35 protein-coding genes are annotated in these 26748 nt (G+C 31.5%); 18 read left to right on the forward strand and 17 right to left on the reverse strand.

Annotated elements, in window-relative coordinates; translation table 11 throughout:
• Positions 1 to 6: 6 nt before the first annotated feature.
• The 7 genes from K5790_RS03215 to K5790_RS03245 all read right to left on the reverse strand — a co-directional run bounded on the left by K5790_RS03215 (position 7) and on the right by K5790_RS03245 (position 7943).
• On the reverse strand, positions 7 to 2118 hold the full coding sequence (locus tag K5790_RS03215) for a hydantoinase/oxoprolinase family protein (protein WP_297592362.1): 2112 nt from the start codon (positions 2116 to 2118) through the stop codon (positions 7 to 9).
• A complete protein-coding gene (locus tag K5790_RS03220; protein ID WP_297592363.1) occupies positions 2111 to 4342 on the reverse strand; it encodes an FTR1 family protein in 2232 nt (743 codons plus the stop codon). Before K5790_RS03220 ends, K5790_RS03215 begins: the two co-directional genes overlap by 8 nt.
• Before the next feature lie 68 nt (positions 4343 to 4410).
• Positions 4411 to 5967, reverse strand: a complete 1557-nt coding sequence (locus K5790_RS03225) for a PEFG-CTERM sorting domain-containing protein (RefSeq protein ID WP_297592364.1) — start codon at positions 5965 to 5967, stop codon at positions 4411 to 4413.
• A 93-nt stretch (positions 5968 to 6060) separates the two neighbouring features.
• Positions 6061 to 6411: an ArsR family transcriptional regulator gene (locus K5790_RS03230; RefSeq protein WP_297592365.1), complete on the reverse strand. Its 351-nt coding sequence runs from the start codon at positions 6409 to 6411 to the stop codon at positions 6061 to 6063.
• Positions 6412 to 6416: 5 nt separating this feature from the next.
• A complete protein-coding gene (locus K5790_RS03235) occupies positions 6417 to 6749 on the reverse strand; it encodes a helix-turn-helix domain-containing protein (RefSeq protein WP_297592366.1) in 333 nt (110 codons plus the stop codon).
• 232 nt (positions 6750 to 6981) lie between these two features.
• Positions 6982 to 7713 (reverse strand): CbtA family protein, encoded by a 732-nt coding sequence (locus tag K5790_RS03240; protein WP_297592367.1) that lies wholly within the window; start codon positions 7711 to 7713, stop codon positions 6982 to 6984.
• A gap of 14 nt (positions 7714 to 7727) precedes the next feature.
• On the reverse strand, positions 7728 to 7943 hold the full coding sequence (locus K5790_RS03245) for a CbtB domain-containing protein (RefSeq protein ID WP_297592368.1): 216 nt from the start codon (positions 7941 to 7943) through the stop codon (positions 7728 to 7730).
• A 148-nt stretch (positions 7944 to 8091) separates the two neighbouring features.
• On the opposite strand from K5790_RS03245, the gene K5790_RS03250 reads away from it, so the two are divergent.
• The 4 genes from K5790_RS03250 (at position 8092) to prf1 (ending at position 11546) form a co-directional block, all read left to right on the forward strand.
• The gene (locus K5790_RS03250) at positions 8092 to 8865 is read left to right on the forward strand and encodes a response regulator (RefSeq protein ID WP_297592369.1); all 774 of its coding nucleotides are present in this window, start codon (positions 8092 to 8094) and stop codon (positions 8863 to 8865) included.
• Between the two features lie 69 nt (positions 8866 to 8934).
• Entirely contained in the window at positions 8935 to 9531 is a 597-nt protein-coding gene (locus K5790_RS03255; protein ID WP_297592370.1) for a DUF4443 domain-containing protein, read from the forward strand.
• 35 nt (positions 9532 to 9566) lie between these two features.
• Positions 9567 to 10238: a thioredoxin domain-containing protein gene (locus tag K5790_RS03260; protein WP_297592371.1), complete on the forward strand. Its 672-nt coding sequence runs from the start codon at positions 9567 to 9569 to the stop codon at positions 10236 to 10238.
• Between the two features lie 27 nt (positions 10239 to 10265).
• Positions 10266 to 11546 (forward strand): peptide chain release factor aRF-1, encoded by a 1281-nt coding sequence (gene prf1 / locus K5790_RS03265; RefSeq protein WP_297592372.1) that lies wholly within the window; start codon positions 10266 to 10268, stop codon positions 11544 to 11546.
• Here prf1 and K5790_RS03270 read toward each other — a convergent pair.
• Positions 11539 to 11946, reverse strand: coding sequence for an HIT family protein (locus K5790_RS03270; RefSeq protein WP_297592373.1), 408 nt, complete (start codon positions 11944 to 11946; stop codon positions 11539 to 11541). The two genes, prf1 and K5790_RS03270, sit on opposite strands and share 8 nt — an antisense overlap.
• A gap of 79 nt (positions 11947 to 12025) precedes the next feature.
• Here K5790_RS03270 and K5790_RS03275 point away from each other — a divergent pair, with 79 nt between their 5' ends.
• On the forward strand, positions 12026 to 12622 hold the full coding sequence (locus K5790_RS03275; protein WP_297592374.1) for a protein-disulfide isomerase: 597 nt from the start codon (positions 12026 to 12028) through the stop codon (positions 12620 to 12622).
• A gap of 11 nt (positions 12623 to 12633) precedes the next feature.
• Here K5790_RS03275 and K5790_RS03280 read toward each other — a convergent pair whose 3' ends face one another.
• Positions 12634 to 12825: a hypothetical protein gene (locus K5790_RS03280; protein WP_297592375.1), complete on the reverse strand. Its 192-nt coding sequence runs from the start codon at positions 12823 to 12825 to the stop codon at positions 12634 to 12636.
• 97 nt (positions 12826 to 12922) lie between these two features.
• Here K5790_RS03280 and ilvD point away from each other — a divergent pair, with 97 nt between their 5' ends.
• Positions 12923 to 14596 (forward strand): dihydroxy-acid dehydratase, encoded by a 1674-nt coding sequence (gene ilvD, locus K5790_RS03285; RefSeq protein WP_297592376.1) that lies wholly within the window; start codon positions 12923 to 12925, stop codon positions 14594 to 14596.
• Between the two features lie 256 nt (positions 14597 to 14852).
• Here the strand turns inward: ilvD and K5790_RS03290 are convergent, their stop codons facing one another.
• Complete coding sequence (locus K5790_RS03290) at positions 14853 to 15647, reverse strand: hypothetical protein (RefSeq protein WP_297592377.1); 795 nt, start codon at positions 15645 to 15647, stop codon at positions 14853 to 14855.
• A 107-nt stretch (positions 15648 to 15754) separates the two neighbouring features.
• Entirely contained in the window at positions 15755 to 17440 is a 1686-nt protein-coding gene (locus tag K5790_RS03295; protein ID WP_297592378.1) for a helicase C-terminal domain-containing protein, read from the reverse strand.
• Positions 17441 to 17532: 92 nt separating this feature from the next.
• Between K5790_RS03295 and K5790_RS03300 the strand changes: the two genes are divergently transcribed.
• The 3 genes from K5790_RS03300 (at position 17533) to K5790_RS03310 (ending at position 18484) form a co-directional block, all read left to right on the forward strand.
• Complete coding sequence (locus tag K5790_RS03300) at positions 17533 to 17850, forward strand: hypothetical protein (protein WP_297592379.1); 318 nt, start codon at positions 17533 to 17535, stop codon at positions 17848 to 17850.
• 149 nt (positions 17851 to 17999) lie between these two features.
• Complete coding sequence (locus tag K5790_RS03305; protein ID WP_297592380.1) at positions 18000 to 18131, forward strand: hypothetical protein; 132 nt, start codon at positions 18000 to 18002, stop codon at positions 18129 to 18131.
• An 89-nt stretch (positions 18132 to 18220) separates the two neighbouring features.
• Complete coding sequence (locus tag K5790_RS03310) at positions 18221 to 18484, forward strand: hypothetical protein (RefSeq protein ID WP_297592381.1); 264 nt, start codon at positions 18221 to 18223, stop codon at positions 18482 to 18484.
• Between the two features lie 24 nt (positions 18485 to 18508).
• Here the strand turns inward: K5790_RS03310 and K5790_RS03315 are convergent, their stop codons facing one another.
• The 4 genes from K5790_RS03315 to K5790_RS03330 all read right to left on the reverse strand — a co-directional run bounded on the left by K5790_RS03315 (position 18509) and on the right by K5790_RS03330 (position 21198).
• Positions 18509 to 19045, reverse strand: coding sequence for a hypothetical protein (locus tag K5790_RS03315; RefSeq protein ID WP_297592382.1), 537 nt, complete (start codon positions 19043 to 19045; stop codon positions 18509 to 18511).
• Between the two features lie 68 nt (positions 19046 to 19113).
• Positions 19114 to 19317, reverse strand: a complete 204-nt coding sequence (locus K5790_RS03320) for a hypothetical protein (RefSeq protein ID WP_297592383.1) — start codon at positions 19315 to 19317, stop codon at positions 19114 to 19116.
• A 508-nt stretch (positions 19318 to 19825) separates the two neighbouring features.
• Complete coding sequence (locus K5790_RS03325) at positions 19826 to 20728, reverse strand: matrixin family metalloprotease (RefSeq protein ID WP_297592384.1); 903 nt, start codon at positions 20726 to 20728, stop codon at positions 19826 to 19828.
• A 215-nt stretch (positions 20729 to 20943) separates the two neighbouring features.
• Positions 20944 to 21198 carry a hypothetical protein gene (locus K5790_RS03330; protein ID WP_297592385.1) on the reverse strand — a complete coding sequence of 85 codons (255 nt, stop codon included), beginning with the start codon at positions 21196 to 21198 and terminating at the stop codon, positions 20944 to 20946.
• A gap of 130 nt (positions 21199 to 21328) precedes the next feature.
• Between K5790_RS03330 and K5790_RS03335 the strand changes: the two genes are divergently transcribed.
• From K5790_RS03335 to K5790_RS03370, 8 genes are all read left to right on the forward strand, one after another.
• Positions 21329 to 21466 carry a hypothetical protein gene (locus K5790_RS03335; RefSeq protein WP_297592386.1) on the forward strand — a complete coding sequence of 46 codons (138 nt, stop codon included), beginning with the start codon at positions 21329 to 21331 and terminating at the stop codon, positions 21464 to 21466.
• 39 nt (positions 21467 to 21505) lie between these two features.
• Entirely contained in the window at positions 21506 to 22096 is a 591-nt protein-coding gene (locus K5790_RS03340) for a hypothetical protein (RefSeq protein ID WP_297592387.1), read from the forward strand.
• Between the two features lie 33 nt (positions 22097 to 22129).
• The gene (locus K5790_RS03345; RefSeq protein ID WP_297592388.1) at positions 22130 to 22462 is read left to right on the forward strand and encodes a hypothetical protein; all 333 of its coding nucleotides are present in this window, start codon (positions 22130 to 22132) and stop codon (positions 22460 to 22462) included.
• Positions 22463 to 22608: 146 nt separating this feature from the next.
• The gene (locus tag K5790_RS03350) at positions 22609 to 22758 is read left to right on the forward strand and encodes a hypothetical protein (RefSeq protein WP_297592389.1); all 150 of its coding nucleotides are present in this window, start codon (positions 22609 to 22611) and stop codon (positions 22756 to 22758) included.
• Positions 22759 to 23070: 312 nt separating this feature from the next.
• Positions 23071 to 23304, forward strand: coding sequence for a hypothetical protein (locus tag K5790_RS03355; RefSeq protein ID WP_297592390.1), 234 nt, complete (start codon positions 23071 to 23073; stop codon positions 23302 to 23304).
• Positions 23305 to 23517: 213 nt separating this feature from the next.
• Positions 23518 to 23985: a hypothetical protein gene (locus K5790_RS03360; RefSeq protein ID WP_297592391.1), complete on the forward strand. Its 468-nt coding sequence runs from the start codon at positions 23518 to 23520 to the stop codon at positions 23983 to 23985.
• Between the two features lie 325 nt (positions 23986 to 24310).
• Entirely contained in the window at positions 24311 to 24466 is a 156-nt protein-coding gene (locus K5790_RS03365) for a hypothetical protein (protein ID WP_297592392.1), read from the forward strand.
• Between the two features lie 184 nt (positions 24467 to 24650).
• A complete protein-coding gene (locus K5790_RS03370; RefSeq protein ID WP_297592393.1) occupies positions 24651 to 25043 on the forward strand; it encodes a hypothetical protein in 393 nt (130 codons plus the stop codon).
• A gap of 233 nt (positions 25044 to 25276) precedes the next feature.
• Here K5790_RS03370 and K5790_RS03375 read toward each other — a convergent pair whose 3' ends face one another.
• Entirely contained in the window at positions 25277 to 25513 is a 237-nt protein-coding gene (locus K5790_RS03375) for a hypothetical protein (RefSeq protein ID WP_297592394.1), read from the reverse strand.
• A 69-nt stretch (positions 25514 to 25582) separates the two neighbouring features.
• Here K5790_RS03375 and K5790_RS03380 point away from each other — a divergent pair, with 69 nt between their 5' ends.
• Complete coding sequence (locus K5790_RS03380; protein ID WP_297592395.1) at positions 25583 to 25933, forward strand: hypothetical protein; 351 nt, start codon at positions 25583 to 25585, stop codon at positions 25931 to 25933.
• 488 nt (positions 25934 to 26421) lie between these two features.
• On the opposite strand, the gene K5790_RS03385 is transcribed toward K5790_RS03380, so the two are convergent.
• A complete protein-coding gene (locus K5790_RS03385; protein ID WP_297592396.1) occupies positions 26422 to 26613 on the reverse strand; it encodes a hypothetical protein in 192 nt (63 codons plus the stop codon).
• Positions 26614 to 26748: the final 135 nt, after the last annotated feature.

Raw genomic sequence — 26748 nt, forward strand, 5'->3', positions numbered from 1 at the left:
AAAAAATCAAAGTTCAACTAAGACAGCGGCTTTTTCAGATTTTTCCAGTTCACGTCTTATTCCATCAATGATTTTTGAAGATGATGTAAGACTAGAATAATCTACTAGTTTTAGATCATCAAGTAGGAAAACCTTAGGAGCAATTTCTGAGTGTCTAGATTCTAAGAAATCATCCAATTCTTCCAAGAGAGATATTTTTCCACCTTGGAATATTTTTCCATTTTTCAAAGACAGTTTCATTTTTCCATATCTATCCAAAATTAGGATATGATGTCGATTCTTTTTACTAAACAATTTTTTGACTTCAATATGGCCAGTAAACACAAAATAATGATCTGTCTCAAAGCTTAAATCAATTAAATCATCAGAAATTTCTATAATTTCACTTGCACGTTTTTTAGCATCATTTAATGTGAAGATACTCTTTGATGTCTCAACACTATCTAATTCTACATTTCCTACTGCTGTTACACGAAGCAATGCTTTCTCAGAGATATATTCACTATCAATTACAATGGATTCAGGAACAGCTCCTTTATTGATTAACATTGTATGGATCTTTTTTTGCACTTGTGTAATTTTTTCAGGTGTGGCATCATCCATAGTTTGCTCAATTTCTTCTTGAAGCATTGATGATGCAACTCCAATGGATGATATAACATCTGCATGCTCAGCCTTTTGATATGCCAACCCCAGTTGTTTTGCAACAAATGGAACTAAAACTGAAGCACCACCTCCACCACCAATTAATTTGATGGAGTTATTTAGATGAAATTCCTTTATGACATTAGTAATGGTTTTAGTAATTTCAAAAGACGCAGTTTGGATAATGGATTGAGCTGTTTCATGATAATGCATATTCAAATAGTCACCTAAAATTTTAAGAGCAATTTTTGCAGACTCTTGATTAGCATAAGAGTAATCATCTTTTTCAATCATCCCTAATGCATTAGCAGCACATGTGTTAGTAATTGCATAAGTTCCAGCATCACATTTTATTGCCACATATTCTTCATCATTTTCTTTAGGTCTGACTAGGATAATCTTTCCAGTTTTAAGATCTTCTGGCTCAGCAAAACAAGAATATTTCAAACCAGCTATGTGTGCACTTCTTGGACCAACTTTAGAAACTCTATTTTGAGAAAGAGACACCATACTTCCTCCTGCAACACCTAGGATTCGCACATCCATTGAACGAATGCAAGTAGGATGATCATGGATTGTGACATATCGAATTTCTGGTTTTCCATTTTTAATGATACAGATGTTTGTACTTGTTCCTCCCACCTCTACAAAAATTCCATTTGTAACTTTAAGATAAAGTAATGCGCCTGCAACACTTGCAGCAGGTCCAGACAATACAGTCAAAATAGGTTTTGTTCTAAAAGTATCCATATTGGAAACTCCTCCATCGCCTTTCATTATCATTAATGGTGCAGTAACTCCTGTTTTTCTAATAGCATCCTCAACATAATTTGCAACTTGAAATGTTTTTGGTAAAACACTAGCATTTACAGCAGCAGTAAGAGTTCTTATTTCCAAACCATAAACTCCAGAAATTTCATGCGATGCAGTTGATGGGATGTTACATTTGGCTGAAGTATTCATTACAAATAATTCGTTTGAGGGATCATCTACACCAAAAGCTTCTGTAGCAACTATAACTTGTGCACCCTTTGACTTTAATCTATCAATAGTGTCTCTAACTTCATGTTCTGTGATCAGATGAGACGTGTCAAGAAACTCATGTGATGATAAAATGTCTTTAGAACTCCCTGACAAGTCTTGTAAATTTGTACGTTTTATCACATCTTTTTTAGATGGTCCAACCCCCATTGCAATAATACCTACTTTGGAAGTATCTGATTCCAAAAGTGCATTAATTGCTTGAGTAGTACTATGAGAAATTAATTCAATATCATTAATGTTAATTTTGGATTCTGCTATAATATTTGATAGTGCTTGGACAATTCCTTCTGAAACACCTTTTTTTGCATTATGTGTTGTAGGAACTGTAGATTTTGAAAGAATTGTACCTGATTTTGCATCAATGGCTACCGCTTTGGTAAAGGTACCCCCTACATCAATTCCTACGCGAATTCTAGTTTTTTCAGACATTTTCTGCTCCATGAGACTTTCTCATAGAAGCTAAGCGTTTCTCTTTTTGAGGTCTCACTATCAGAACATAAGCTGAAGCTAATAAATAAATGCCTAGCAAAATTATTTGGGCCACAACAGTTTCAAGTGTTGGATAAATTCCAGTCATGGTTGCCAGATTGATATCTAATCTAGGAATTACTCCTATCATTCCTGTATAAGGAATAACTTCTAGGATTTGAAGTTCTCTTACAGCATTTCCTAAGAATGCTATTGACATGTATGCACCCACTCCCATAGTTAAACCAAATAGTGCACGTAACGGTAATTTTCTTCCCAATTTTCTCATCACATAATAAATCAAAAATAATGTAGCCATTCCTGCAAGGAATCCCAATCCAACATATGCTTCCATATATTTTGCAAATCCAGACATTGCTTGATAGAATAGAACTGTTTCAAAACCTTCACGATACACTGTGAAAAATGACAACATCACAAAAACCATGACACTTCCAGTAGTTGTTGCTTGCCAAACTTTTGCTTTAACAAATTCCATCCACTTTTTATGTTCTATTTTATTCAATACCCAGAAACTTACATAAAACAACATTCCAGTAGCTGATAGTGCTGCAATAGCTTCAATTAATTCTCGGTTTGCACCAGATATTGCAATCACAAATGATGCAATAAACCAAGTTATAGCTGTAGCAGCAAGAGCAGCAATAATTCCATAATAAACATGTTTTTTATAGCGATTATTTCGTGATGCCTCCAAGTATGTAAGTATTGCACCCAAAATCAAAACAGATTCCAATCCTTCACGAAAGATTATTGCAAAAGAAGATGAAAATGCAATTGTTGGTGCCAATGTACCAGTACCACTAACTAATCTTTCGGATTCATCCAAACTTCTTTTAATAGAAATTGCAACCTCTTGGACTTCTTCATAAGAAGCTTGTTGTTTAATGAGATTTCTTAATTGTGCAAATTGAAATTCAACCTCTAATGTAAAATCAGGATCAATTGCACGCAAAGGAATTTCTACATATTCATAACTATCAAGATATGCAGTTCTAGCTGAAACATATGCAGATTGATAGTCTTGATTTTCATATTGAAATAACATTTCTTGTAGAGTATCACGAATAAAATCGATCTCGCCTCTTACACTGGATTTTGCATCTTCACTGGCATCACCCATTTCTTTAAGTTCTTTTTCAAGAGTAATTTCTGCTAAGCCAGCAGTTCCCAATTCTTGAACTTTAGATTCTGCATCAGCAAGATTAGGCAAAATCGAATCTTCAATGAATACTCGAATTACTCGTGGATCTTGTTCATTTCGAATCATATCACGTAATTCTTCACGCATATCCCATTCTAACGAATATAATAATTCTGAATCAACTTTCTCAATATCAGGTTCTAAATATTCAAAATTTTCAAGATATGCTTCAACTCCCAATTCTTCAGCTTTTTTGTAATCTCCATTATCTATTGCAATGAGAAGATCACCATACAAGTTGCGAATTGTTTCATAGAGTTTTTGTTTATCATATGCTATAGATTCATGACCAGCAAAATCACGGTTAATTGCATTAATCAAAGTTCCAACAGAAAGAAAATCATGTTTATTTGCAATCTTGTCTTTTAATTCTACTAGAAAAGAATCAATTTCTAATCTTAGACGTTCATCATAATTTGTATGTGGGAATAATTCTTCATGAACCAGATTCACCAAATCTGCAGAAAACATGTATAGAGTTTCATTTTCTTCTTTGATTGCAATTTGGTATTGTTCATCAACTATTATCAAAATCAATCCACTAACCATTCCATAATCAGGGTTGGGTGATTGATATTCAGATAAGAGATTTTCAATTATTTTAATATCAGAGATTAGTTGTTGATTGTCTAATGTTCCAATAGTACTATGTAAATCTAAAAGCAGGATATGGATTTCATCTGAAATTTCTGAATTTGACACTCTTAAATTCTGCAAATGAGTAGGGAAAATCTCAGTTATTAGTTTTGAGAGACTTTTAGCACCTTCAACATTTCCATTACTCAATTCCTGTTTGACCAAGTCTAGAGCAACAAACATAGTTTTAGTTACAAACAATGAAGAGCTGTCAATATCAGAAAATCCTTCAGATTGAGCAGATATGGAAACATTTGGGACTAGTGAAAAACTAATCAACCCAACAAAAAATAATTTAAGAAATTTTTGTCGAAAAAGTAACAAGTTACTCGAAAATCTTCAAAGTCAATATTTAAAGGAGATTCTTATTCTAATGTGCTAGAATGAGATGTCTATATTTTTGGGAGAATGTTAAGTTTTGATTTTGAAGACAACATAGTTATTGCAACTAAAGATATTACAAAAATCATTAATGCAATAGTGCCAAACTCTGGAACAACCTTCTTGGCAGATGCCAAGTCAATTAAAATCATATCAATTTGCTCATCTACCATATCAGGAGATTTATTATTTTGAATCATATTTCGTAGATCCTCTCGCATATCAATTTCAATTTTGAACATTAATTCAGGATCGACTTCGCCAAGAGGCCCTTCAACAAATTCATAATTATCAAGGTATGCCTTACTAACAAGATCATGTGCCAATTGGGCATTTCCATTTCTATATTCAATTCTAGCTTCTTCTAACAATCGTTCAATTTCATCAAAGTATGTAAAAATATCTACTTCAACTGCACCACCAGAATATTCTTCAAGAGATACTAAATGGTTTATACTCTTTGCAACCAAGACAGTAATCTTACTAGGATTACCTAAAGAAGTTACAATAGAATCAATTTCTGCTAAGTTAGATTTGATTCCTTTTGCATCAGACTCAGACAAGGTAATCAAATCCGATTCCACAGTTTCAAATAACGAAATTGCTTTTGCTAAAAATGCAACTGTCTCATCATACTCTTCTTGATTAATGATTTGTCCATCAGCAACTGCATCCACATATTCAACATCCACTAGTTTTAATCGGTCTTTAATTCCAGATAATGCCAATCCAATTGCAGAGGTATCACCACCTTCATAATCACGTATAATTAATTCAACTTCAGCAGCAATGTGCTCTATTTCAGATTTCATCTCTTCAGGAGACTTTTTACTCATTGCAATTTCTATTGCTTCTTCCATTTCATGAAGTAATTTATTTGCAGTATCAACACCTAACTTTGCTTCAACTGCAGGATGAAATGTTCTATAATAGTATAATCCTTCATAAGTGAATTTTTTGGCACTTTTAATATCACCCTCAGCTAATGCAAATATAGCTTCTTCAATTTCTTCAAATGTTTTTATTTTGAAGATATTAAGCATCTCATCTAAAATTGCAGGACCATATTCAGAAAGTGTTAATTCATCAGATTTAATTTCTGCAATCCATTTGTTTGTTTGATAATCTTTTTCAGGTACATTGAATTTTTTCTCCAAAACAGAGTACCAACTTACAAAGTCATCAACATTATCTTCATCAACGGCAGATTCCATTTTCATAAATGCAATTTTATAAATTGTTTTGTCAATAGCTTGTCGATTTAATGATGCCATTTCAACATCACCAGAATTTAGATTATCTGTAATATCCTCAAATGCAGCTTCGATGATTTGGTTACTTTCAGGATCAACCTCTAATGCAGTATCTTTAAAGCTGTTTTCATAAGTAGAAACTGCCTTAGATAAATAGGATAAAGCATCAGATACAACTTCAGTTTTTTCTCCATCAGACAAAGAATTTTTTATTGAATTCCATTCATCTCCAAGATTCACAGAGTAAGCCAGAGGAAATGTAATAATTACGGATAAAATCATCAAACTAAAAATTAACGTTGTTTGATTTTTCACGAAAACTGATGGCACTTATGTGTATTATAACTAGATGATAATTCTAAAAATTTGGAATATAGAAGTAGATTTTCGATTTGATGTTTTTAATTTTCATGTTGAGGATTTTGGATTAACAGTGTTAGGATACAAATTTAGACTAGGTTCAAGATTGTCAAGAGTTATCTCCACTTTTCCTATTCTACTTCGATATATCTTTATTTTTTTTCCTTCTGGGGAAATTACATATTTGTCTACTTCAGCCAAAGCAAGATCTTCAAGATTAGATAATGTTTTGTACACAGTGGAAAGAGATAGTTTCAATTCTTCTGCTATCTGTGTTGCATCTTTTGATTCATTTTTTACAGAAAATAATACAGCTCTAGTACAAACATTACTAAGAGATTCAATTATTTTTTGAGTGATATCAAATTCTGATAATTGAATAATATTAGATTTTGACATGTACATCATTTGTTAGGTAGTAATATAAGAACAGGTTCAGGTTTTTTAATTGAGATATCGGCTTTACTGATCCTGCTTCGATAAACTTTGAATTTTCGACCTTTATCAGATAACATCCATTTTTCAACTTCAATAAGTGTAAGCTCCTCCAGATCTGTTAATTTTTTATAAACAGAGCTAAGAGGGATTTTCAGTTTATCAGATAACTCTGCAGCAGTGTTTCCTTTTTTAATGATTGAAAATAAAATTGCGCGAGATTCAGAATCTGCTAATGCCTCTATTACTTTTTGTGTAATATCGTATTTTTTTAATTGTGGGAGTGTTAATCGTCTTGACATGCAAATAGAAAAAATAAGTCAGGTCTATTTAAACGACATGTTTTTGTTCTCATTCTATAGACTTGGAATACATTCCAATAGAATAAAAAATCAATTTTGATATGTTCTCATCTATTATACTATAAATTATCAAAATATGACTTGGTAGTGTCTTTATTAACAGTAGATGTTATTTATGACGAATTTGGTTCCAATTTTAAATTAAAAAATTAACGTGGAATTTTAGGAATTACTAATTGTAAGATGTTGTTGTCTCCAAATTAGGTTTTAAACGATTCCAAAAAATGCCAAGGATAAGACCAACTGATGCCCAAAATGAACTTACTCCAAGAACAGACATAATCCTAAATTCCGTAACTAAATTCATAGGAGCAGTTATATCATCAGGATTTTCAGGCATTCCAAAAAATACTGCGGAAATGAAAACACCGTAACCAATTAGTACAATGAGTTTTTTGCGTGCTTGGAATTTTTTTGAAATTTTATAAAATACTAGTGTCCCAAACCCAGAAATTGCAATAAATGAGAGATAAAGAATAGATCTTAGTATCACAGTATCAGCATCACCCACTGTTGGTGGATTTGCAGGATATTTGAGAAACGGAATAAAGTAAAGTGTTAACCACATTATCCCAGATAACAAAATGGCTTTTTTTACATCATTATTGCCAGGTAATGAATTTCTAGATAACGCATAAACTATTCCAAAAAGGGAACCAACAGATACACCTAAAATAACACCAGCCAAAATTTGACCACTTTTTTGCCACACTCTATACCCTTCATATTCTACCCAAAATTGGGGAGTGTTTTCAGCTTCCCCAGATGCAAATAGGTTTTGATTTTCTAATCCTATTGCCTGATCTAAGTAAGGTTCAACTATTGCAAAATTTACAGTTCCATGAACTAAACCTGCAAAAGCACCTGAAACTAAAACAATTACGATAAAAAGAGATGTTTTCATGATGTTAGAAACTCCTAATGACAGGGAAATCCTGCAGCATGTCTCATATCATGAGTGAGTTCATGGATGTAAAGATCTGCAAATGCTTGTTCACCATAAACGATACTGAAAATATGTCCTTGATCAAACCCTACAACAAATAATCCTGCTGCAAAAATAATGGCTAGTGCAACTATTGCTAGTTTTGAAACATTTGATGTGGACACATTAATTTGTCTTGCTTCAGACATGATTGAAAGCAATAACTGAATCTATTTAAGCTCTTGGATGTTTTATCCAATTTATAAGAAAGTCAAAAAATAGGCACAGTTTTTCATGTTATTCTCAGATCTAACATACATGTGTTTTTGTTACAATTTTTGAATATTATTTTGTAATATGAATACAAGAATAAATTGTGAAAAAAATGAATACAGAAAACAAATATCAGAAATTATACAATCAACACTAATTGATCTGTATGGAGTAAATGGATACAAATCAATTATTGCAACAATGGTAAAAATTTGTGGAAAAACTGAAAAAGATATCATTACAAATTATGAATTATTTGCAGAATTAATTGAAGGAATCTATGGAAGATTAGGTGATTCAAAAATATTAGATCCAATCAAATGCGAAATTAATAAAATAGGTTTAAACAATATCAAACAAGAAGAAAAACCATTCAAGAAAAAACCAATGAGGTTATTAATTGCAGATGATGAACCTTTAATTCTAAAACTATACAGCACATGGCTTAAGAATAAAGAAGTCATTACAGTTGAAGATGGTCAGAAATGTATTGACATATACAAAAAAGAATCAGAACATAATCAATCAAAAAATTATTTCGATGTGGTAATTCTAGATCAAAAAATGCCAAATAAAACAGGATTACAAGCAGCCACAGAGATATTGCAGACAAATCCTAATCAAAGAATAATTTTTGCATCAGGATATGTTGAAAAAACATTAATGGATGCATTGACAAAATTAAACAGAGCGATAGAGGTTATTGAAAAACCATTTTCATTAGAAAAACTAGATAAAATGATAAACGATACTATAATTTTTGAAAAATTAGAAAAAATTAACATCAATCAACAAGAAAAAGAAGTCTCTGATAAATTGAATGAAATTATGGAAGTTTTACAAAACCAGAATTATTAAATTTTAGATTAGGTTTGATTAATTGGTAGAGAGCATCTGAAAAAAAATATTCAAATTTTACAAAATATCGTGGCTAGAAAGGGATCTAGTAAAGTATTGACATTCAGTATTCCTCATGTATTCAAAGCATTACAGTTGTTAACAAATGAAAAATTTGTTAGCAGAGCAACATTCTGTAAAGAAATTCAGATGGGTGAAGGGGCAGTTAAAACCTTAATTTCGCATCTAAAAGAAGCAAAAATTATCGATTCAACTAAATCTGGAAGTTTTCTCACAGATAAAGGAATAAAATTATCTAAACAATTCCAAAAAATTATTCCTAGAGAATGTCAAATTAAGTATTCATCATTGATTCCTGGAAAAAACAATCATGCCATTTTACTAAAAAATTATGTATTTTCAATCAAGTCAGGATTAGAACAAAGAGATTACGCAATAATGTATGGGGCCACAGGATGCATGACAATTCTGTTTAAAGGAAATAGGTTTGTTTTTCCAGGAGAAGAAAAAGATTGTTTTGCTAATGATAAAAAAACAAAAGAACACCTATTGAAAAATCTACAACCTGATGAAGGAGATGTAATCATAATTGCATCCTCAAATGATCCATTCATCTCCGAAATATCTGCAAAAAATTCGGCATTATGGACATTAGCAGTAAATTAGCGAAGATATTTACTTGAAATAGATTTTATTGGAATATGTCAAGAATTTATCTTTTAACAATTCCATTAACCATTGGAATAATTACGGGTTTAATTTTAGTAGTGTTTCCCGAATCAGAAAACGATTCCAAATTATTTACAGTGTCAAAATTAATTGAAAATGGTTCCCCAATTTTAGGAGATTCTAATGCACCAATTACAATTTTAGAGTGGGGGGATTATCAGTGTACGTTTTGTTATAAATTTCATCAAAACACTTTAGATATGATTAATGAGAAGTATATCAAAACAGGTAAAGTCAAATTAGTATTCAAGGATTTTCCATTAAATGGTCCTGATTCATTGTTGGCTGCACAAGCTGCTTACTGTGCTAATGACCAAGACAAATATTGGCAGTATCATGATGAATTATACAAAAATTGGGGAGGAGAACGCACAGGTTGGGTTACTAGAGATTCTCTAAACAGTTTTGCCATATCAGTAAATTTAGATTTAGTAGAATTTAACAAATGTCTTGATGAACGAAAATATGAAAATAAAGTTAATTCTCTGTATGAATTTGGAAGAGAAGTTGGAATTGATGCAACTCCTTCATTTTTGGTGTTTAACGATAACAAAATTATTAAAATTAGAGGAAATCAACCATTAGAAGTATTTCATAAAACATTTGATGAGTTGCAAATTAAAAATGAAATCAATCAAAATTAATATTTGCACATTAAGGAGAAGTTGGAAATGAAAAAAATTGATGTTGAAAAGCAGGATTCAGTTAAACTCTATAAAATAAGAAAAACTTTAGAAGAATTATCTCAAAAGTCAGGAAGAGGAACAGAGTTAATTTCAGTATACATTCCAAAAGGAAAACAACTTCACGAAATTATTAGTTCCCTCCAACAAGAACAAGGAACAGCTGATAACATAAAGTCGGATCTTACTAGATCTCATGTTGTAGATTCACTTGGAAAAGTAGTTCAAAGATTAAAGCTTTATAAAAAAACACCAGAGCGTGGGCTGGTAATGTTTTGTGGGGCATTACCACCAGAGGGAGGAGGCCCATTAGGAAGTGAGACAGTTACGGTTTGGGAAATTGATCCTCCTAAAGATTTGAATCAGTATCTGTATCGATGTGATGATCATTTCCATGTCGATATTCTAAAAGACATGCTAAAAGACGACAATCTCATTGGATTTTTAGCAATTGATGCAAAGGATGCAGGTTGGGGGTTATTACATGGCGATAAAATTGAAGTTTTATCTCAAACAGGTTCAGGGGTTGCAGGTAAACATAGACAAGGAGGTCAATCTGCAAAGAGGTTTCAGAAACTACGTGAGATGGAATTGACTTATTATTTTAACAGAGTTGCAGAGACCACTAGAGAGTACTTTATTGATATTTATCCAATCAAAGGGTTAATTATTTCTGGTCCAGGCCCAACAAAGGAAGATTTTATCAATGGGAATTATTTAGAATATAGATTACAAAATATGATCATCAATACAATTGATGCATCATATTCTGGTGCTGAAGGGATAAGAGAAGCATTTGCAAAATCCTCAGAGATTTTAGGAGATTTCAGAATGGTAGAAGAGAAAAAACTTGTCGAAGATTTGTTTAGAGAGATTAACTCACACTCGGGAAAAGGGTCCTATGGATTACAAGAGGTAATAGAATATCTAAAAAACAATGTAGTTCAGACATTGATAATTACTGATAACACAAATTTGCATAGAGTAGAAGGCAAATGTAAAAGATGCCGGAACTTACAAGAAGCAATTGTTGAACGCCCTCTTGTAATTCCAAAAAAAACTGAATTTTCAAGTAATCCATGTCCAAGTTGCAAAGCTATGGAAGTCGAAGTAAATGAACAAGATATTGTAGACTATCTGGAATTACTTGCAGCAAAGACAGGCACTCAATTGGAAGTAGTTTCAGGTAGTGCTGAACACGGAAATATGCTTGCCAGCCTTGGAAAGGTAGGGGCAATTTTGAGATACAATCCAGGCCATTCTAAATAATATTTTTACGAATTTTATTTGCTAATTCTGAGAGTTCCTCATCAGTTGAAATTTGACGTTTTGTCCAGATAGTTCCTTTACTGTTGTATCTAGGTATAATATGAACATGAACATGAGGTATGATTTGTTTTGCAGCTCTTCCATTGTTTTGACCCAGACTAAAAGCATCAGCACCAGTTGCATCCAAAATGGCTTTTGCAATTTTTGGAACTATTGTGAAAATTTTTCCAACATTTTCTGGTTTCATATCAATAATTTTTTCATGGTGTTCTCTTGGAATGACAAGACTATGACCAACATCAATTGGGTATTTGTCTAAAAACGAAATGTGAAAATCATCTTCATAAATAATGTGTCCATCTCTCTTACCATCTAAAATATCACAAAATATGCAAGCCATACAGATCAGCCATTTAAGATTTTATTTATTGTTTTTATCGAATAGTTAATTAGGGCAAATTCAGGACTTTGTTTATCCAATGGGCAGAAAAGAACGTAGAGAACGTGAACAAAAACGAGAAAATTATGCTACTAAACATTCAGCAGAAAAAAGAAAACAAAATCTTATAGCTATTGGTGTTTTTGCAGTAATTGCAGTAATAGTTGGATATGCTGCATGGCAATTTGCAACCATGACTGAAACTGCGCCAGGAGGACCAGAAAATGCAGGAGCTCTTGGAAGTGAGCATTCACATGCAGCAATTCTTGTAAAGATTTTTGGAGATCAGTTTGATTTTTCAGCACCAGCTTATCAAATTAAATCCAGTTGGATTCATTTTGAAGGAAGAGATGGATCCACCATTCACAAACATGCTACAGGTGTAACGCTAGGCTATCTCTTTGAAACATTAGGTTTGGGACTAGATGATCAATGTTATGTATTTCAAGATGGAAGAAGTTTTTGTACAAATGAAGATTATACACTAAAATTTTTCATTAATGGAGAACCAGTTTCAGACATTAGAGATTATGAAATTAGTGAAGACGATAGAATTCTAATCACATATGGAGCCGAAACACCTGAAGAACTTGAAGGTCAATTATTAGAATTGGAAAACCAAGAAATTATCAAATAATTAGTTAGGAATCACTTTTTGGTCGTAAATTTTGCCATTTTATCAAACAACATATAATATCCACACTTAGCACATCGTAAAACAGTCAGTTCTGTAGTGAGAAATTCTTTATCTTCAAATCTTCCACTTAATTTCACATTTTCTCCAGCAATTTCTGCTTTGGTACTTTTACAAACAGGACATTCAAGTGCTTTTTGTTCCATAAAAGTCTCAAATAGAATTACAATTTAAATCAATGAAATTTGTAAAATGGATAATCTCAATAAAGTCTAAATTATAGCAAACTGAAAATCTCATGTTATGGAAATTTCTAGTAGAAATGTTGTAGAAGGAACTTCAAGATCACCGCAGAGAGCAATGTACAAAGCTATGGGGTTAAATGATGATGATTTATCAAAACAATTCATCGGTGTTTGTCATACAGGAAATGAAGCAACTCCATGCAACATTCATCTGCCAAAATTAGCACTAAAAGCAAAAGAAGGTGTATCAGATGCAGGTGCAACGCCTAGAGAATTTTCAACAATTGCAGTCAGTGACGGTATTGCAATGGGACATGAAGGAATGAAATCATCCCTTGTTTCCAGAGAGATTATTGCAGATTCAATTGAACTAATGGTTAGAGCTCATCAGTATGACGCTCTTGTGGGAATTGCAGGATGTGACAAGAGTCTTCCTGGAACTATGATGGCAATGGCCAGACTAAATATCCCATCAGTTTTTGTGTACGGAGGCACAATCATGCCAGGGATGCTTGATGGGAAGGAGCTTACAGTAGTTGATGTTTACGAGGCAGTTGGAGCTTATGATTCAGGTCAATTAACACTTGAAGCTTTAAAGAATATTGAAAATACAGCATGTCCAAGTGCAGGTTCTTGTGGCGGTATGTTTACTGCAAATACAATGGCATCTATTTCTGAAGCTATAGGTCTTGCATTACCTGGAAGTGCAAGTCCACCAGCAGAAGATGAAAGAAGAGATAAGATGGTGTATGATACTGGTGTTGCATGTGCAAAATTACTAGAACTAAATATTAAACCTAAAGAAATTTTATCATTTGAGGCGTTTGAGAATGCAATTACAATGCTAAATTCAGTTGGAGGATCAACTAATGGAATATTACATTTGTTAGCACTTGCAAATGAAGTAAATATTGATTTGACATATGACGATTTTGAAAGAATTAGAAAGAAAACTCCGCATTTAGCTGATATGAAACCAGGAGGAAACTATGTTATGAATTCACTGGACAAAATTGGTGGAATTCCATTTGTACTAAAAAAACTACTCGATAAAGGATTGTTAAATGAGAATTGTATGACAGTGACAGGGAAAACGATTAAAGAAAATCTTTCATCAATGAAAATACCAGAGGTAGAGCAACACATCGTAAGATCAGTTGAAAATCCCATTCATCAAGTTGGAACAGCTGTAGTTCTCAAAGGTAGTTTAGCTCCAGAGGGAGCTGTAATTAAAACAGCAGGAGTTGAAATGACCAAATTTACTGGAAAAGCGCGAGTGTTTGATAGAGAAGAATTTGCGTTTGATGCAGTTTCAAAAGGAGAAATTGATGAAGGGCATGTGGTTGTAATCAGATATGAAGGACCAAAAGGAGGTCCTGGAATGAGAGAGATGCTAGCAACTACTGCAGCCTTAGTGGGACAAGGATTAGGTAAAAAAGTTGCAATGGTTACAGATGGTAGATTCTCTGGAGGCACTCGTGGATTCATGGTAGGCCATGTAGCCCCTGAAGCTTATGTAGGTGGGCCAATCGCTCTTGTAAAAGATGATGATGAAATTACAATTGATACTGAAACCAATATTTTAGACCTTCATGTATCAGAACAAGAATTAGAAAATAGGCGAAAACAATGGAGTCCACCAAAACCTAACTACACATATGGTGCTCTTGCAAAATATGCAACATTAGTAGGCTCTGCTGCAAAAGGTGCGATTACTAGTCCAAAATTATAGAAAAGATCAATTTGTTCACAAGCTTTATAGATCATAAACTTTAAAATTTTCTAGAGATAACAGGCAGAAAAATAAATTATAATTATCGAATTTCTGTTATCTACTACAGATTGAATAAAAACAAACGTTGAAAGCACGAATTATTTTAGAAGAACTGTTTACTCTTGCAGTCAAAAATAAAAGCCCCTTAAGAGATTAAATGGTCAAAGTCACAGAACTATGAGAATTTGGGATTAATTCAACATTTGTAAAACTGTCAGAACAAAGATTTTGCTTTTGCCAACTCCATCTTAATAGAGTCGATTTTTGCATCAATTGTGTCTACTGCATCTCCATTCTTTATTATGTTTCGAAGATCTACACGTAACATCAATTCTATTTTCTCCATTAGAGTCCTGTCTTTTTGTGCAATGGCACCTTCAACATACTCATAATTTTCCAAGTATGCATTTGTTACAAGTGAGAATGCAATATCCTTTTCACCATTTCTGTAGTTTGTTGATACATCATCTAGAATTTTTTCTATGTTAGTTATTGTATCTAACACCTGACTTTGTTCTGTAATAGAAGTGCCCATCATGTTTCCCATCATGCCAGAACCCATCATGTGACTTCCCATCATCATATCTCCACCCATCATGTTCATCATTTGTTGATTGTTCATCATGGTATTCATCATTCCCTGATGTTGCATCATCATATCTAGCATTTGTTGCTGTAGTTGAGGATCATCCATCATTGTATTCATCATGGGGCCCATCATTTGGTTCATGTGTTGAGGATTTCCCATCATCACATCATGCATTTGCTGCATGGCTTGTGGATCATTCATCATGTTTCCCATCCATTGGTTCATGGCTTGTGGGTCTTGCATCATAGCATTCATCCATTGGTTCATGGTTTGCGGATCATTCATCATTTGTTGCATTTGTTGAGAAGACATCATCATTGGTGATGAAGGTGTGGGTGATTGTAAAACAGCATAGCCTATTCCTATACCTGTAAAAAACACTCCAACCGCAATTCCAATCAGAATGCCTTGACTGACCATATCAAAAGATAATAATTTTCAATAATATATGACTAACTAGATTTTCAAAAGTGATTCTCAAAAGATGTAATTTCAAAAAGGTTTACTTTTTCTCACACTGTTATCCTCTAAAGATTTTCCAAACCCAGAACATCATAGTATGCTTTAGGAATCATTTGTTGTGCTTTGAATAACACATTGTTTACAGCAGTGTCAAGAACATATGTCCTTGCCCAATCATCTTCACTTCTAATTGAGCGTCCAAATCCCTGAAGTAGTTTTGTAAGAGTTTGAGAGGTATACCATAAAGGAAACTTTTCCATCTTTGCTTTTGTTCTCTTTTCTTTATAATTTGGATACGGGACCTTTGCAATTATTTGAAATCTTGATAAATCATCTTTAAGATCCACTCCTTCCCACAATGAGGAGGAAAGTAAAACGCCGGTAGGATCTGATGCATGTTCTGAAATTATTTCATCTTGAGTTTTTCCGTCTTGGTTTTTACTATGACAAATTCGAATTCGCCTAGTATTTTTTGGTGAAAGAAATCTAAGAATTTTCTGACATCGTGGTACAGAAGAAGTAAGAATCAAACCTTTTTCATTTGAATGCTCGTCTAAAATTCGATCAATAACTTTGATTACCTCAATTTCATCTTCTTCAGTTGAGCCATAACTTAATCGCTTAATGTTAAGAAGATCAATTTTTCTGTGTTCAATAGGGAATGGAGATTTTGGAGCATCAACAAAGGCAACATCATCTTTTTTCAATCCCATATTTTCACAAAAACTTGACTTGTCAATGGTAGCAGACATAAAAATTTGATATTCAGTTTCAAAAAATGATTTTGCAAATTTTGAAACATCTATAGGTTTTACAGAAATTGTTCTAAAATTTCCATTAAAATCTTTTATTGGATCATTTACTATGAAATTATCTTTATCATCTAAAATATCTATTTTAGCTTGAGCAACTCTGTCAAACCTACGTTCTAATCGAGTGATTAATTCATAGTCAGGTTCTTTTTCAAATGCAGGACTTTCCTTGATATCTTTAATTTTTTTTGCATAAGAATACGCAATATCATCGGTCAATTTAATCATAGAATCTAAATCAGTAAAATCATATTTTTCTGAATTAAGATTGCATTCATCAATTTGCCCACTAAAAATATCAAATCCTACAAATTGAATAATCTGATCTTCTATTTTATGGGCCTCATCAAAAATAGATACCTTCCTGTCAAGATATTCTTCAAAGAGTTTCTTGTTAAATTTCATTATCTGAAAAAATGCATGATAATTCCATAGAGAATGTTTTGATACCAAGGCCTCATATTTTTGTAAATAATAATGACAAGAAGAAGAATCTTGAGTGTTATCTTCAACTTGTTTAATAGTTGGTTTAAATTTGCAAACCTCAACGCTTTCTTTACCGTTTTTATTAATGCGTTCTTGGCATTGGCCTTTATCACATGTAAGGCCCCATCGCATTGCCCTTCTTGAATTTTCAACTTTCTCAGACGACATCAATTTTAGGCAGGGAAAATTTTGTTTTCCTTTAACTGATTTTAAAAAGGGAATATCTTTGATATATTGATCTTGTAAATGCTTTGAAGCAGTTACTGTAAAAGAACTATCATAATAACTTGCAATTGTTGCACCGACAAGGGATTTTCCTACTCCAGTTGGTGCACATAAAATAATTTTTTTATATCCTAATTTTAATTCCTCTTCAATTTGATGAATTAGATCTTTTTGAATTTCACGTGGGGTGAATTGTTTTGGAAATTTTTCTAAAAGAGACAGGATCATTCATGTTAATTTGGATTATTAAAAGGATGAAGGTTCTTGTAATATCACATTACTGCAATCTAGTTAAATAACTAGTAAGATCTACAATAATCATGGAATTGCTAGATGACAAAATGAGAGTTTGGCTTGAAAGTGCTAAATTTGTTAAACCACTTGCAGGGGTTTATGTTTTGTATAATAGAAATAAAGAGGCAATATTTATCGGAGAGAGTAAAAATCTTGAAGAGACTTTTACAAAATATGTCGATACAAATTTTGATGGAAATGAATGTAAACAGAAAACTCAATCATACCAGAGAGTCTTTACTGAAAATCCTAAAGAATTGCAATTACAACTAATTGAACAAGTTAAAACAGAAACAGGTAAGATTCCTGCATGTAATTCCGAAATTAAATTAGAGACACATTAAAACCACAAATAAAATTTTAGTCAGTTATAAGATGTATATTTTAAAAATATGCAATTATTGATAAAACATAGCAATATTATACCATATTTAGGAACAAATTTTTTTGGATTTACAGAAAGTAATTAATCTTAGATATACGTAATTTAGGAATGCATCAATGTTACTATTGTGAGCAAATATTTGAATCAAAAGAAAAACTATACGAACATGTAGAGGTTCACTCCGATATTGAACGAAATAAGGAAATAATGGAAAGGAAAAAACAATCAACAAAAAAATAATCAATTCAAGGCTAAATTAAAAAAAATAGAGCAAGAGTCAGAATTTTTCAAATTCAGGTGATGATATAACAACTATTAATCAAAATATTATGGATTGGGTTGAAATATTACTAAAAAAATCATGTGATAGAACTCTCACAAAAGGAGAAGTTCTTCACAGTCTATTCCATATGATAGAAGTAAACGAAAATACATTAAATTACATTCAAACAGACAAAAGAGACTTTGGTCCTGAGCTTGAAGAATTAAAACAAACTGAAATTAGAGATTTAAATTTTCATTTAAAATACTATAGAAGTCTAGTAAATTTCATCAATTTAATACCCGAAAATAAAATAATTGAAAATAAATAAGTCATTTATTAATTGAACAAAAAATCATTTTCTCAATTTATCAAAAGTTAAATCAAATTCAAATTGTTTTTCAATATTTTTCCCATAATCGGTTTGGAGATCATATTCATTACTTTGTGATTGAAATTCAGATTCCAATTTTTTAACCTCTGAACCAATCATGTTGCCAGAGTCTTCCTTTGCAAATTGTTTTCGTTGTTCTTCATTTGAACCTCTTGTAGGAAATTTTTTTCCATAAAAGATTTCACATAGTTTCGAAATTTTTTCCTGTTTGATCAATTCAGCCAAATCAAAACGACCTTGTTCATGATTTAATAATTTGTCTTGTTCAATTGAATTTCTTACCCAAGATAATAAAGGATGGAATTCAACAAAAAGTTGTATATTTTCAATAAAAAACATTATTGTATCACCAATTTTTTCAGAATTTACAACCCAAGTATATCTATATTTTATGACACTGTGAGAATCTTCAAAAACAGCAGGATTAGACTCGGCTTTAAAATCTGACCAGTTTAATTTTCTATCTTTTGACCAAACAATAATTTCGTGTTCTCCCATATCATTTCAAATAAAATCGAACATAAAATTATTGACATGTAATAATTAACAAAAATGATTATGTAAAATCATTCTCTCTTACCATCTCGACCACTAAAACTGCCAAAAGTTTGAGGAACATCAAATCCCAACCAAGAATGAATCTTAGATTCTAATGATTTATGATACTTTTCATGCTCAATTAATTCCTTATCCCCCCATTTACCATCATGTAGAAACGAGCATTTTTCCAAGTGGTTGTTTATTTGAGCACCTTTACAAATTATAATCATATTTCTAAAGAATGAATGAAATTGAAAAATTTTGCGTTAAATAACAATATGTTTGACGGCAGTTGAATTCTAGGGTATGGTCGATTAAGGCAAACGTATGAATGCCGTCAAACGATGACTCGACTATTATTTCTCACAGAAGACTAAAAGATATTGTATGTACATTTTGAACATAAATTCAGAAAATAATTTTTGTTTAGGCTCAAATTACAATAAAAACATAATTTGGATCACTTTTTCAACGCTTTTTGATCAAATTACAAAACATGTTTTATTTTAAGAATTTTTGAATATATCAATTATTAATAAATTGGAAGCAAGGTGTTTGCTGGTTTGACATCTAACCGTAACTCCCAAAGAGTCGATGCAAAAAGGATGTCAAACTTGCTTGCTCTCCAAACTATTAATTTCAGTTAATTTTACAAATAACATGAATAAACAATTCTATATTTGGATGGGAGTTTCTATTGGAGCGCTTATAGTCGGATTTACTATTTTGTTTAGCTAATTATTGTGTAATTTCAAAATTTGGATTACATCCTAACTGGAAAACTATTTTATTTAGTTGGTCAATTAATTTATTTTGTTTATCGATTAGTAAATTTACATTTTTACCTTGAAAATTTAATTTATCTATAATTTGTTGAGCTTTTTGATAATCTTGATCAGAGAGAGTTTTATCATCATAGTATTGGTATTGTTTGTAGTATTCATCATATTGGTTTTGCTCATGTGAAATTTTACTTTGAATAGATTGTATTTCAGCACTGATTTCTCGTTCCTGTTGTAATAATACATCTTGGCCTATGTATAATTCTTCAAATCTTTTAGGAACAACAAATCCTTTTGAATCAAAAGATATTTCAGGAGATTCAGTAGAATACATCAAATGACCTTCTTCACTTGTATGACTCAATCCCAAAGCATGACCTATTTCATGCATCAAAATATTGGCAACCATGTTTTCATCATTTTGAATAAATTCTCCAGAACAATCCTTTGCACCTACTGAAATATCCAAAATGCAATGAGTAAAAATTCCAAACAAAACAGTACTACATGTTGCAAGTCCTGTGTGAGTAGGAGATGCATATTCTTGCCATCTAATTTCAATATTCGAATTCTTGGATTGGACAAACTGGAGTTTAGGATTTTTTTGCTCCCAAGTCTCAATTGCTTTTTTAAGTGCAGAAACAGGTATTTGTTTATCAGGTATTTGTGGAACATCCTCAAAAGAATAATAGATAGTTTGCTTCTCATTTGAGGTAATTGCATTTGAGATTTGTTGAATATTCTCAACAGATAGAGCTAGTGTTGGAGATTTTTGAAATGTGTTAAATGGTAGCATTTCAGAATACCACATATATCCAAACACGACCACTGCAAAAACTACTATAACTGTGGCCTTCAATGCAATATTGGAATTAAATTACTAACTAAAACTTTCTATGCAAAGTTTACCTTATGCCTAGATGAATAATTTTAACAATACAAATCAACTATCACACACATTTTTTATTTTAAAAGTAAATTTTGAGACAATAACATTGCCATAGATTAGCTGGGATGTTGGTAATTGCCACAAAGCAAGGCGACATTAATTACCAACTTTATCTGTGGCACAAGTTAGGTCGGATGAGAATTACTAAAATAATCAAAAAACTCGTGATTAGAAAATAACCCGTCATTAATTTTAGATAATTCTTCAACATCATTAAATGCTGGACATTTTTTATCTATAGAGAATAATTCTTCACAATCAGGACATTGAATCACCATATGCGATCCCCAATCACATTCAATATCATCAATAAATTCGAAAACCACATAGCTTTTACAGATGCACTGTAATCTTTGTTTAAATTTTTTTATTGTATCCATACACTAGTTTTAATCCATCATAATTTATTAACATACAATTTGTTAAAACATTGTTTAATTAATGACTGAATGCCCCACTTGTAGATTGTCAATGGAATCTCATTCAACATATGAATTGATGGAGTGTTGTATGAAACAAGTTGGAGATGAAATAAATACAGAAGAATTAGGGGTATGCCCAAACTGTAAACACGATCTTAAAAAACATACAACAAAGGAATTAGCTGAATGCACAATTGCTTTCTTAAAATCAGGAATAAACAACTAAGTCAAGATATAATTAAACAATAGAGAAATATCAAATATTGTGAATCATACTACTAGAAAATTAATAGAAAAGTTCTCTCCAATGTGGACAAATAAAGAGATTTGGGAGTTTGAACAACTTAATGAAAATTTAAGATTTGATTTAGCATACACGGAACCAGAAAAGTTTAGAGTTGAATCTTGGAAATCAAAATTAGCATATCCAGATTCAGATATCAGAGACGTGGTCGTAAGAACTTTTAACAATTTTCAAGATGGAAATGAGTGTTGGATTGCAAACAAAGGGCAAGGAAGAATAGATAAGAAATTCATACCATACCTGATGGCTGTGATGGCAGATATTATGATAGAGGAGGAAATATGCCTAAATTTCAGAATTGAACATGATTGTCTTGTAGTATCTATAGATAACACAGCAGATGTAATTGATTGTAAAGAATTTTTCGAAGAATTTTATCATTTAGCAACGGGTTTCAACTATGATATAGATACTGGAATTCCAGATGACGAAACAGAAGCTGAAATTTATCTCACAAGACTACAAGAAGAATTTGATCAAAAAATGAAATCACTGTTAGGGGACAAGTACTTACCAGGAAATAATGATCCAGATACAATTAATTCAAAATGATAACTAAAATACAAGAAAATCATCAATAATTTAATGTCAGAAAGAAAACCATTCAGAAATTTTAAAACAAAAGAACCCTCATTGCCAATAGAACAAAAAATTGAAAAATTTGTATTGAGGAATTCAAGGAATGGTTTTTTTACCAGATCTTCTACCTTGGCACAGAAATTTGAAATTTCAGAAAGTAAGTCTTGGGACATAATTGGAGAATTGTTATCTTCTGGATTGTTTGAATCAATTCATGATGAGAGAACTGGAGAAATGAAGCTTTGTGAGACAGGAAAAATATATGAAATTATGGATTTGGAAAGAAAACGAAAAAAAGAAAAATTTAGAGATAGCAAAAAGAAAAAATCAAAGAACTGAGATCATTGTGTAGTATTTTAAAATTTGAAACTAGCAAACTCTTAAGTTGAGATATGGATGTAGAGTTATTATGAGTGAAGATGAAAATTTACCAGCACAATGTCATCCATTAATTAAATCAAAAAAGAAAAAAAGTGAGGAAAAAGATGAAACAATGTAAATTGTGCGGAACACCATTTGGAAATGACCCAACGATAGAAGAATTAGAGAAACATTGGAAATCTCAACACAATTGGCATTGGAAATCAAATAAAGAAAAAACACCTAGTGAAGCATTATTAAAAAACAGAATCTAATTGACGTCTTGGAATAGTGATCGTTTATAGCATGCCTAGATCACTAAACGAAGGCGTCATTTATTGATTAGGCTCAAGATATAAAAAAACAAAGTCAAAGGTAGTGAACATTTGTTTAAAATTAACATCAAAATAATACTAATTTAAAGAATAACTTAGAGCAATTTTTCAATTAATTCATTAGTTTTTCATATTTTATTTATAGATTAAATTATAAAAAAAATCCGTCATGCTTAAAAAAATTTTTTTTAAACTAAAAACTATGTAAAAATTAACTTTGGATTTGTAATAGATATGAGGAAATAATGATTAATGTCAGTAATAGAGGCATATGATATCAAAGCACGAAAAAAAGTGTCAATGAAAAACCCACAACCATATTTAATGAAAAATGGAACATGGGCACTAAAAGGAACTAGCTCTGAGACTGGAATAAAAGTATTCAAAATTGTAGGTAAAACAAAACCATCAATTAATCAGTCAAAATTTGAAGCATTTAAAAATATATTCATCAGTAGAAAATGTGAATGCAACAAAAGTTGCTAGATTCCATTTTTTTAATAAAAATGTCACAGATGGGTTTATTTCATCATAAATAATTCAACAACATAGTGTTTTTTCCTCTTCCAGCACGATGTTTTTTCACTAGAAATAATTTAAGACGCAGGTTATTTATTGGCCATAAAGAAGAACATGCCTACTAAATTAATTTACCATAAATTCGAAACCATTAATTTGATATTTTGCACATAATTTTCATTGTCATTTGAAATTACTTGGCACAGAAATTTTTATGGAATTTCATGGGCATATGAAAAGGATCGATTAGTAGTATCTACAGTTTTTGAGGACAAAAAAGAAGCAATAGCCATTGCTAAAGAAATAGAGGATTGGAGTGATAAATTTACTCGTTTAACAATCATTGAGAAAGAAAATGATGAGTTTGCTATTTGCTGTTATCAAGATCCTCAAGTATCTAAAAGTGAGACACATGTAGGTTTGTTTCGAACTGGTATGCGTCAGAGTGGCGGATATGAACAAGCAAAACCAATGATTGAAGAAAAATCCCCGTTACTACAAATTGCATTTGCCGCAGATGTCAGAGATATGAATACATATGAACAAATTTCAAGATTAGTTCCAATGAGAAAATGCAGAATTATTACTGAAAAAGAATTGAAAAAACAAGAGTACTATTATGAAAAAAGTGCAAATTTAGAGAAATAAAATGATGAGATTCAAATCTTAAATTTTTTGAATCATCATCACTTATGGTCGGGTAGTTCATCTAATACGAATTAAATTTAAAGAATCACTACTAAATTATACATAGTATTGATACTGATAAATCGTTCATTTGGGTTAAATACAAATTTGATTAAATCTAATCATGCAAGACAATGATAACCAAGTATCATGGGAAGAAGTAATAGGAATTTCGTGGCTCATTTCTGAGGAATAAATTGTCTAAAATGTATTCATAATGCAGTTTGAATTGTGAGTGAAAACAATCTTAAGACAAGCATAAATGAGATGTAAAATTTTTCAAAACATGCATTGTGATGACAAAAGAACATTATTTGTTTTAAAAGAACAAATTAAAAAAACGTGGGATTTGTTAAAAGAGTCTGATTTTAAGGATAAAGATCTTCTGAAAATGCTCAATGATATTATTTTAGACTATACAGAATGCCAAAAAGAGTCATAGATTCTACCTAGTTATTGTTGAGTGTTTTTGTAGTCATTAGAATCGGAGTTTTTTCCTAAAATCTTATCAATCCACTTAAAGAATGGGCATTTGTCTTCATACATAGCAAAAATAGCAAAAATAAGTATAAATGGATTCGGAGAAATCAAAATCCCTTAAGTAATATTTTGACGTATAAAATGGAATGGATTATGAAAATCTCTTAAAAAGAATCATGGATTCAGACGTCAATATTAGACACAGCATCATTACAGACATCGAGGGAAATATTCTTGCAACAAGTCATAGAGATGGGGTAACAAACTATCTATCACCAGATGAGACTGCTTCTTCACTTAAGAGAGCAGCTGCAGCATGGAAGGGAAGAAGAGAACTAACCCCAAAAATTGGAAAAGGATTGTATGCAGTAGCAGCATTTGAAAAAATCACCAGAATAACTTTTCCATTAGGAGACAAGAATTTGATTTTTGTTAGCATGGGCTCCGATTCAGTAAGAATGGATCTTCACCAAGGAGGACAAAAACAAATTGTTGAACATGTTCTTAACATATTGAGTAGAGATCCAACCAAAACATAGTAACAAAGTAAAGATTAGGAAAAACCTAATCATTTTTTTGTTTTATGAGATTTTCAAAAAAAATATCCAAACAAAAAAGAATATTCTTTTTAGGGATAGCAAGAAGAATAGAACATATGTCTATGATGGAACATACAAAAGAATGCAAATACAGAATAGATAACGATATGCCTCACGTGAATTGCTTTTGTAAATGTCACAAAATAATCATGGCAGAATCATCAAAAATGGAATCAAGAGTTTTTTGATTCTTTAAGTGGATCAAAATTATCAATTATCTCAGTTACATTTTTCAGTATAATTTCTTTGATTTGATTTTGAGTCATACCGGATTTGCTCATTAGTTTCATTTGATCAAGCAAAGCAAAATGAACTCTACCCTGCAGATAATCAACTATACCAAATCCCTTTTTTGGAAATTCTGTAACAAATAGTTCAATTTCAGAAAGAATTTCATCATCTTTAGGCATAATAGAAGTTTAGAAAAACTAGTTATAAAATTTGCAAATCTTCATTAGTATCATCAAAAATCAAATTTCATGACAGAATTTACCCATAAACCATATGATAGAATTTATGTTAGAGATATGATCAAACTAAATCTTGATGATCTAATTGGAATGATGTCCTCATTAGAATCAGCTAATGCATACTGGGTAGATGGGGTATTGTTTGCAAGCTTTGCCATGACCGAATCCGAAGAGTTGGCAAAAAAAGAGATGCAAAATGAGATGTATTTAGATAAGATTGTATTTGCAATTTATCCCAATTACACAAAAACTGTAAAGTCCTCAACAAATCTTGAAATTGGAATTCTAAATATGCAAAAAAGTAATCTTTACCGAGGTTTGATTGCCTGGCTTAAAACACAGCCAATTTGGACAGAATAAATAATTTATCATGATAATATTCATTTATGTATGGACAAGTATCAATAGATTTTTTATTTTTCATAAATTTTTTAATTTTTGAATCTGAAGAAAAAAGCAGTCTCCTTTACTTAGGAGACTTTGTAATATGCATTAACTAGTTTATGTGAGCTTTTGGCCCCCAGCTAACACCGCGAGATGTCTCTGACTCAATAAACGAACTAGAACTCTGTTTTTGTTAAAAAACAGGGATCAAAAAGTATTACTTTTAGCTAAAAAAAGTTATCAGATGATTCTAGGATTGAATTTTTACTAACTTGAATCAGAGATCAAATTTTCAGTCGAATGAATTGTTCTAACATGACGATGAAGAAATCCAGAACTTACTAGTTGAATATCACAGTGAGGGCATTGTTCCATGATCATACAACAAACCTAGTTCTGATAAATATTGTGGAATTCAGATCAAAACAGAGGTTCCTAAATGGAATAATTGATCGTAAATGAATTTATTGTAATGGATAATGAACATCACAAAATAGCACTATTCCATTTGGAAGAGTTTTTGCAGTAATGCATTTACCGTCTTCTATTCCTTTTCCACAAACATAGCACTCAAAATTTGATACTGATGATTGTAGATTATGAGATTTTTTAGCAAATTGCATATCTTGCATTATAGCGCTTCTTACACGTTGCATGATTCTATATAACGATCAAATAGGATATAAAGGTACCGTACTATACCGTAACCTTATTGAGCCTAGAAAATCAATTAATCCAAACAAATTATGTGATAGGCAGTCCTACTCATCAATTTAAATAATAAACCACCA

Source organism: Nitrosopumilus sp., assembly GCF_025698945.1.
Lineage (GTDB): Archaea > Thermoproteota > Nitrososphaeria > Nitrososphaerales > Nitrosopumilaceae > Nitrosopumilus.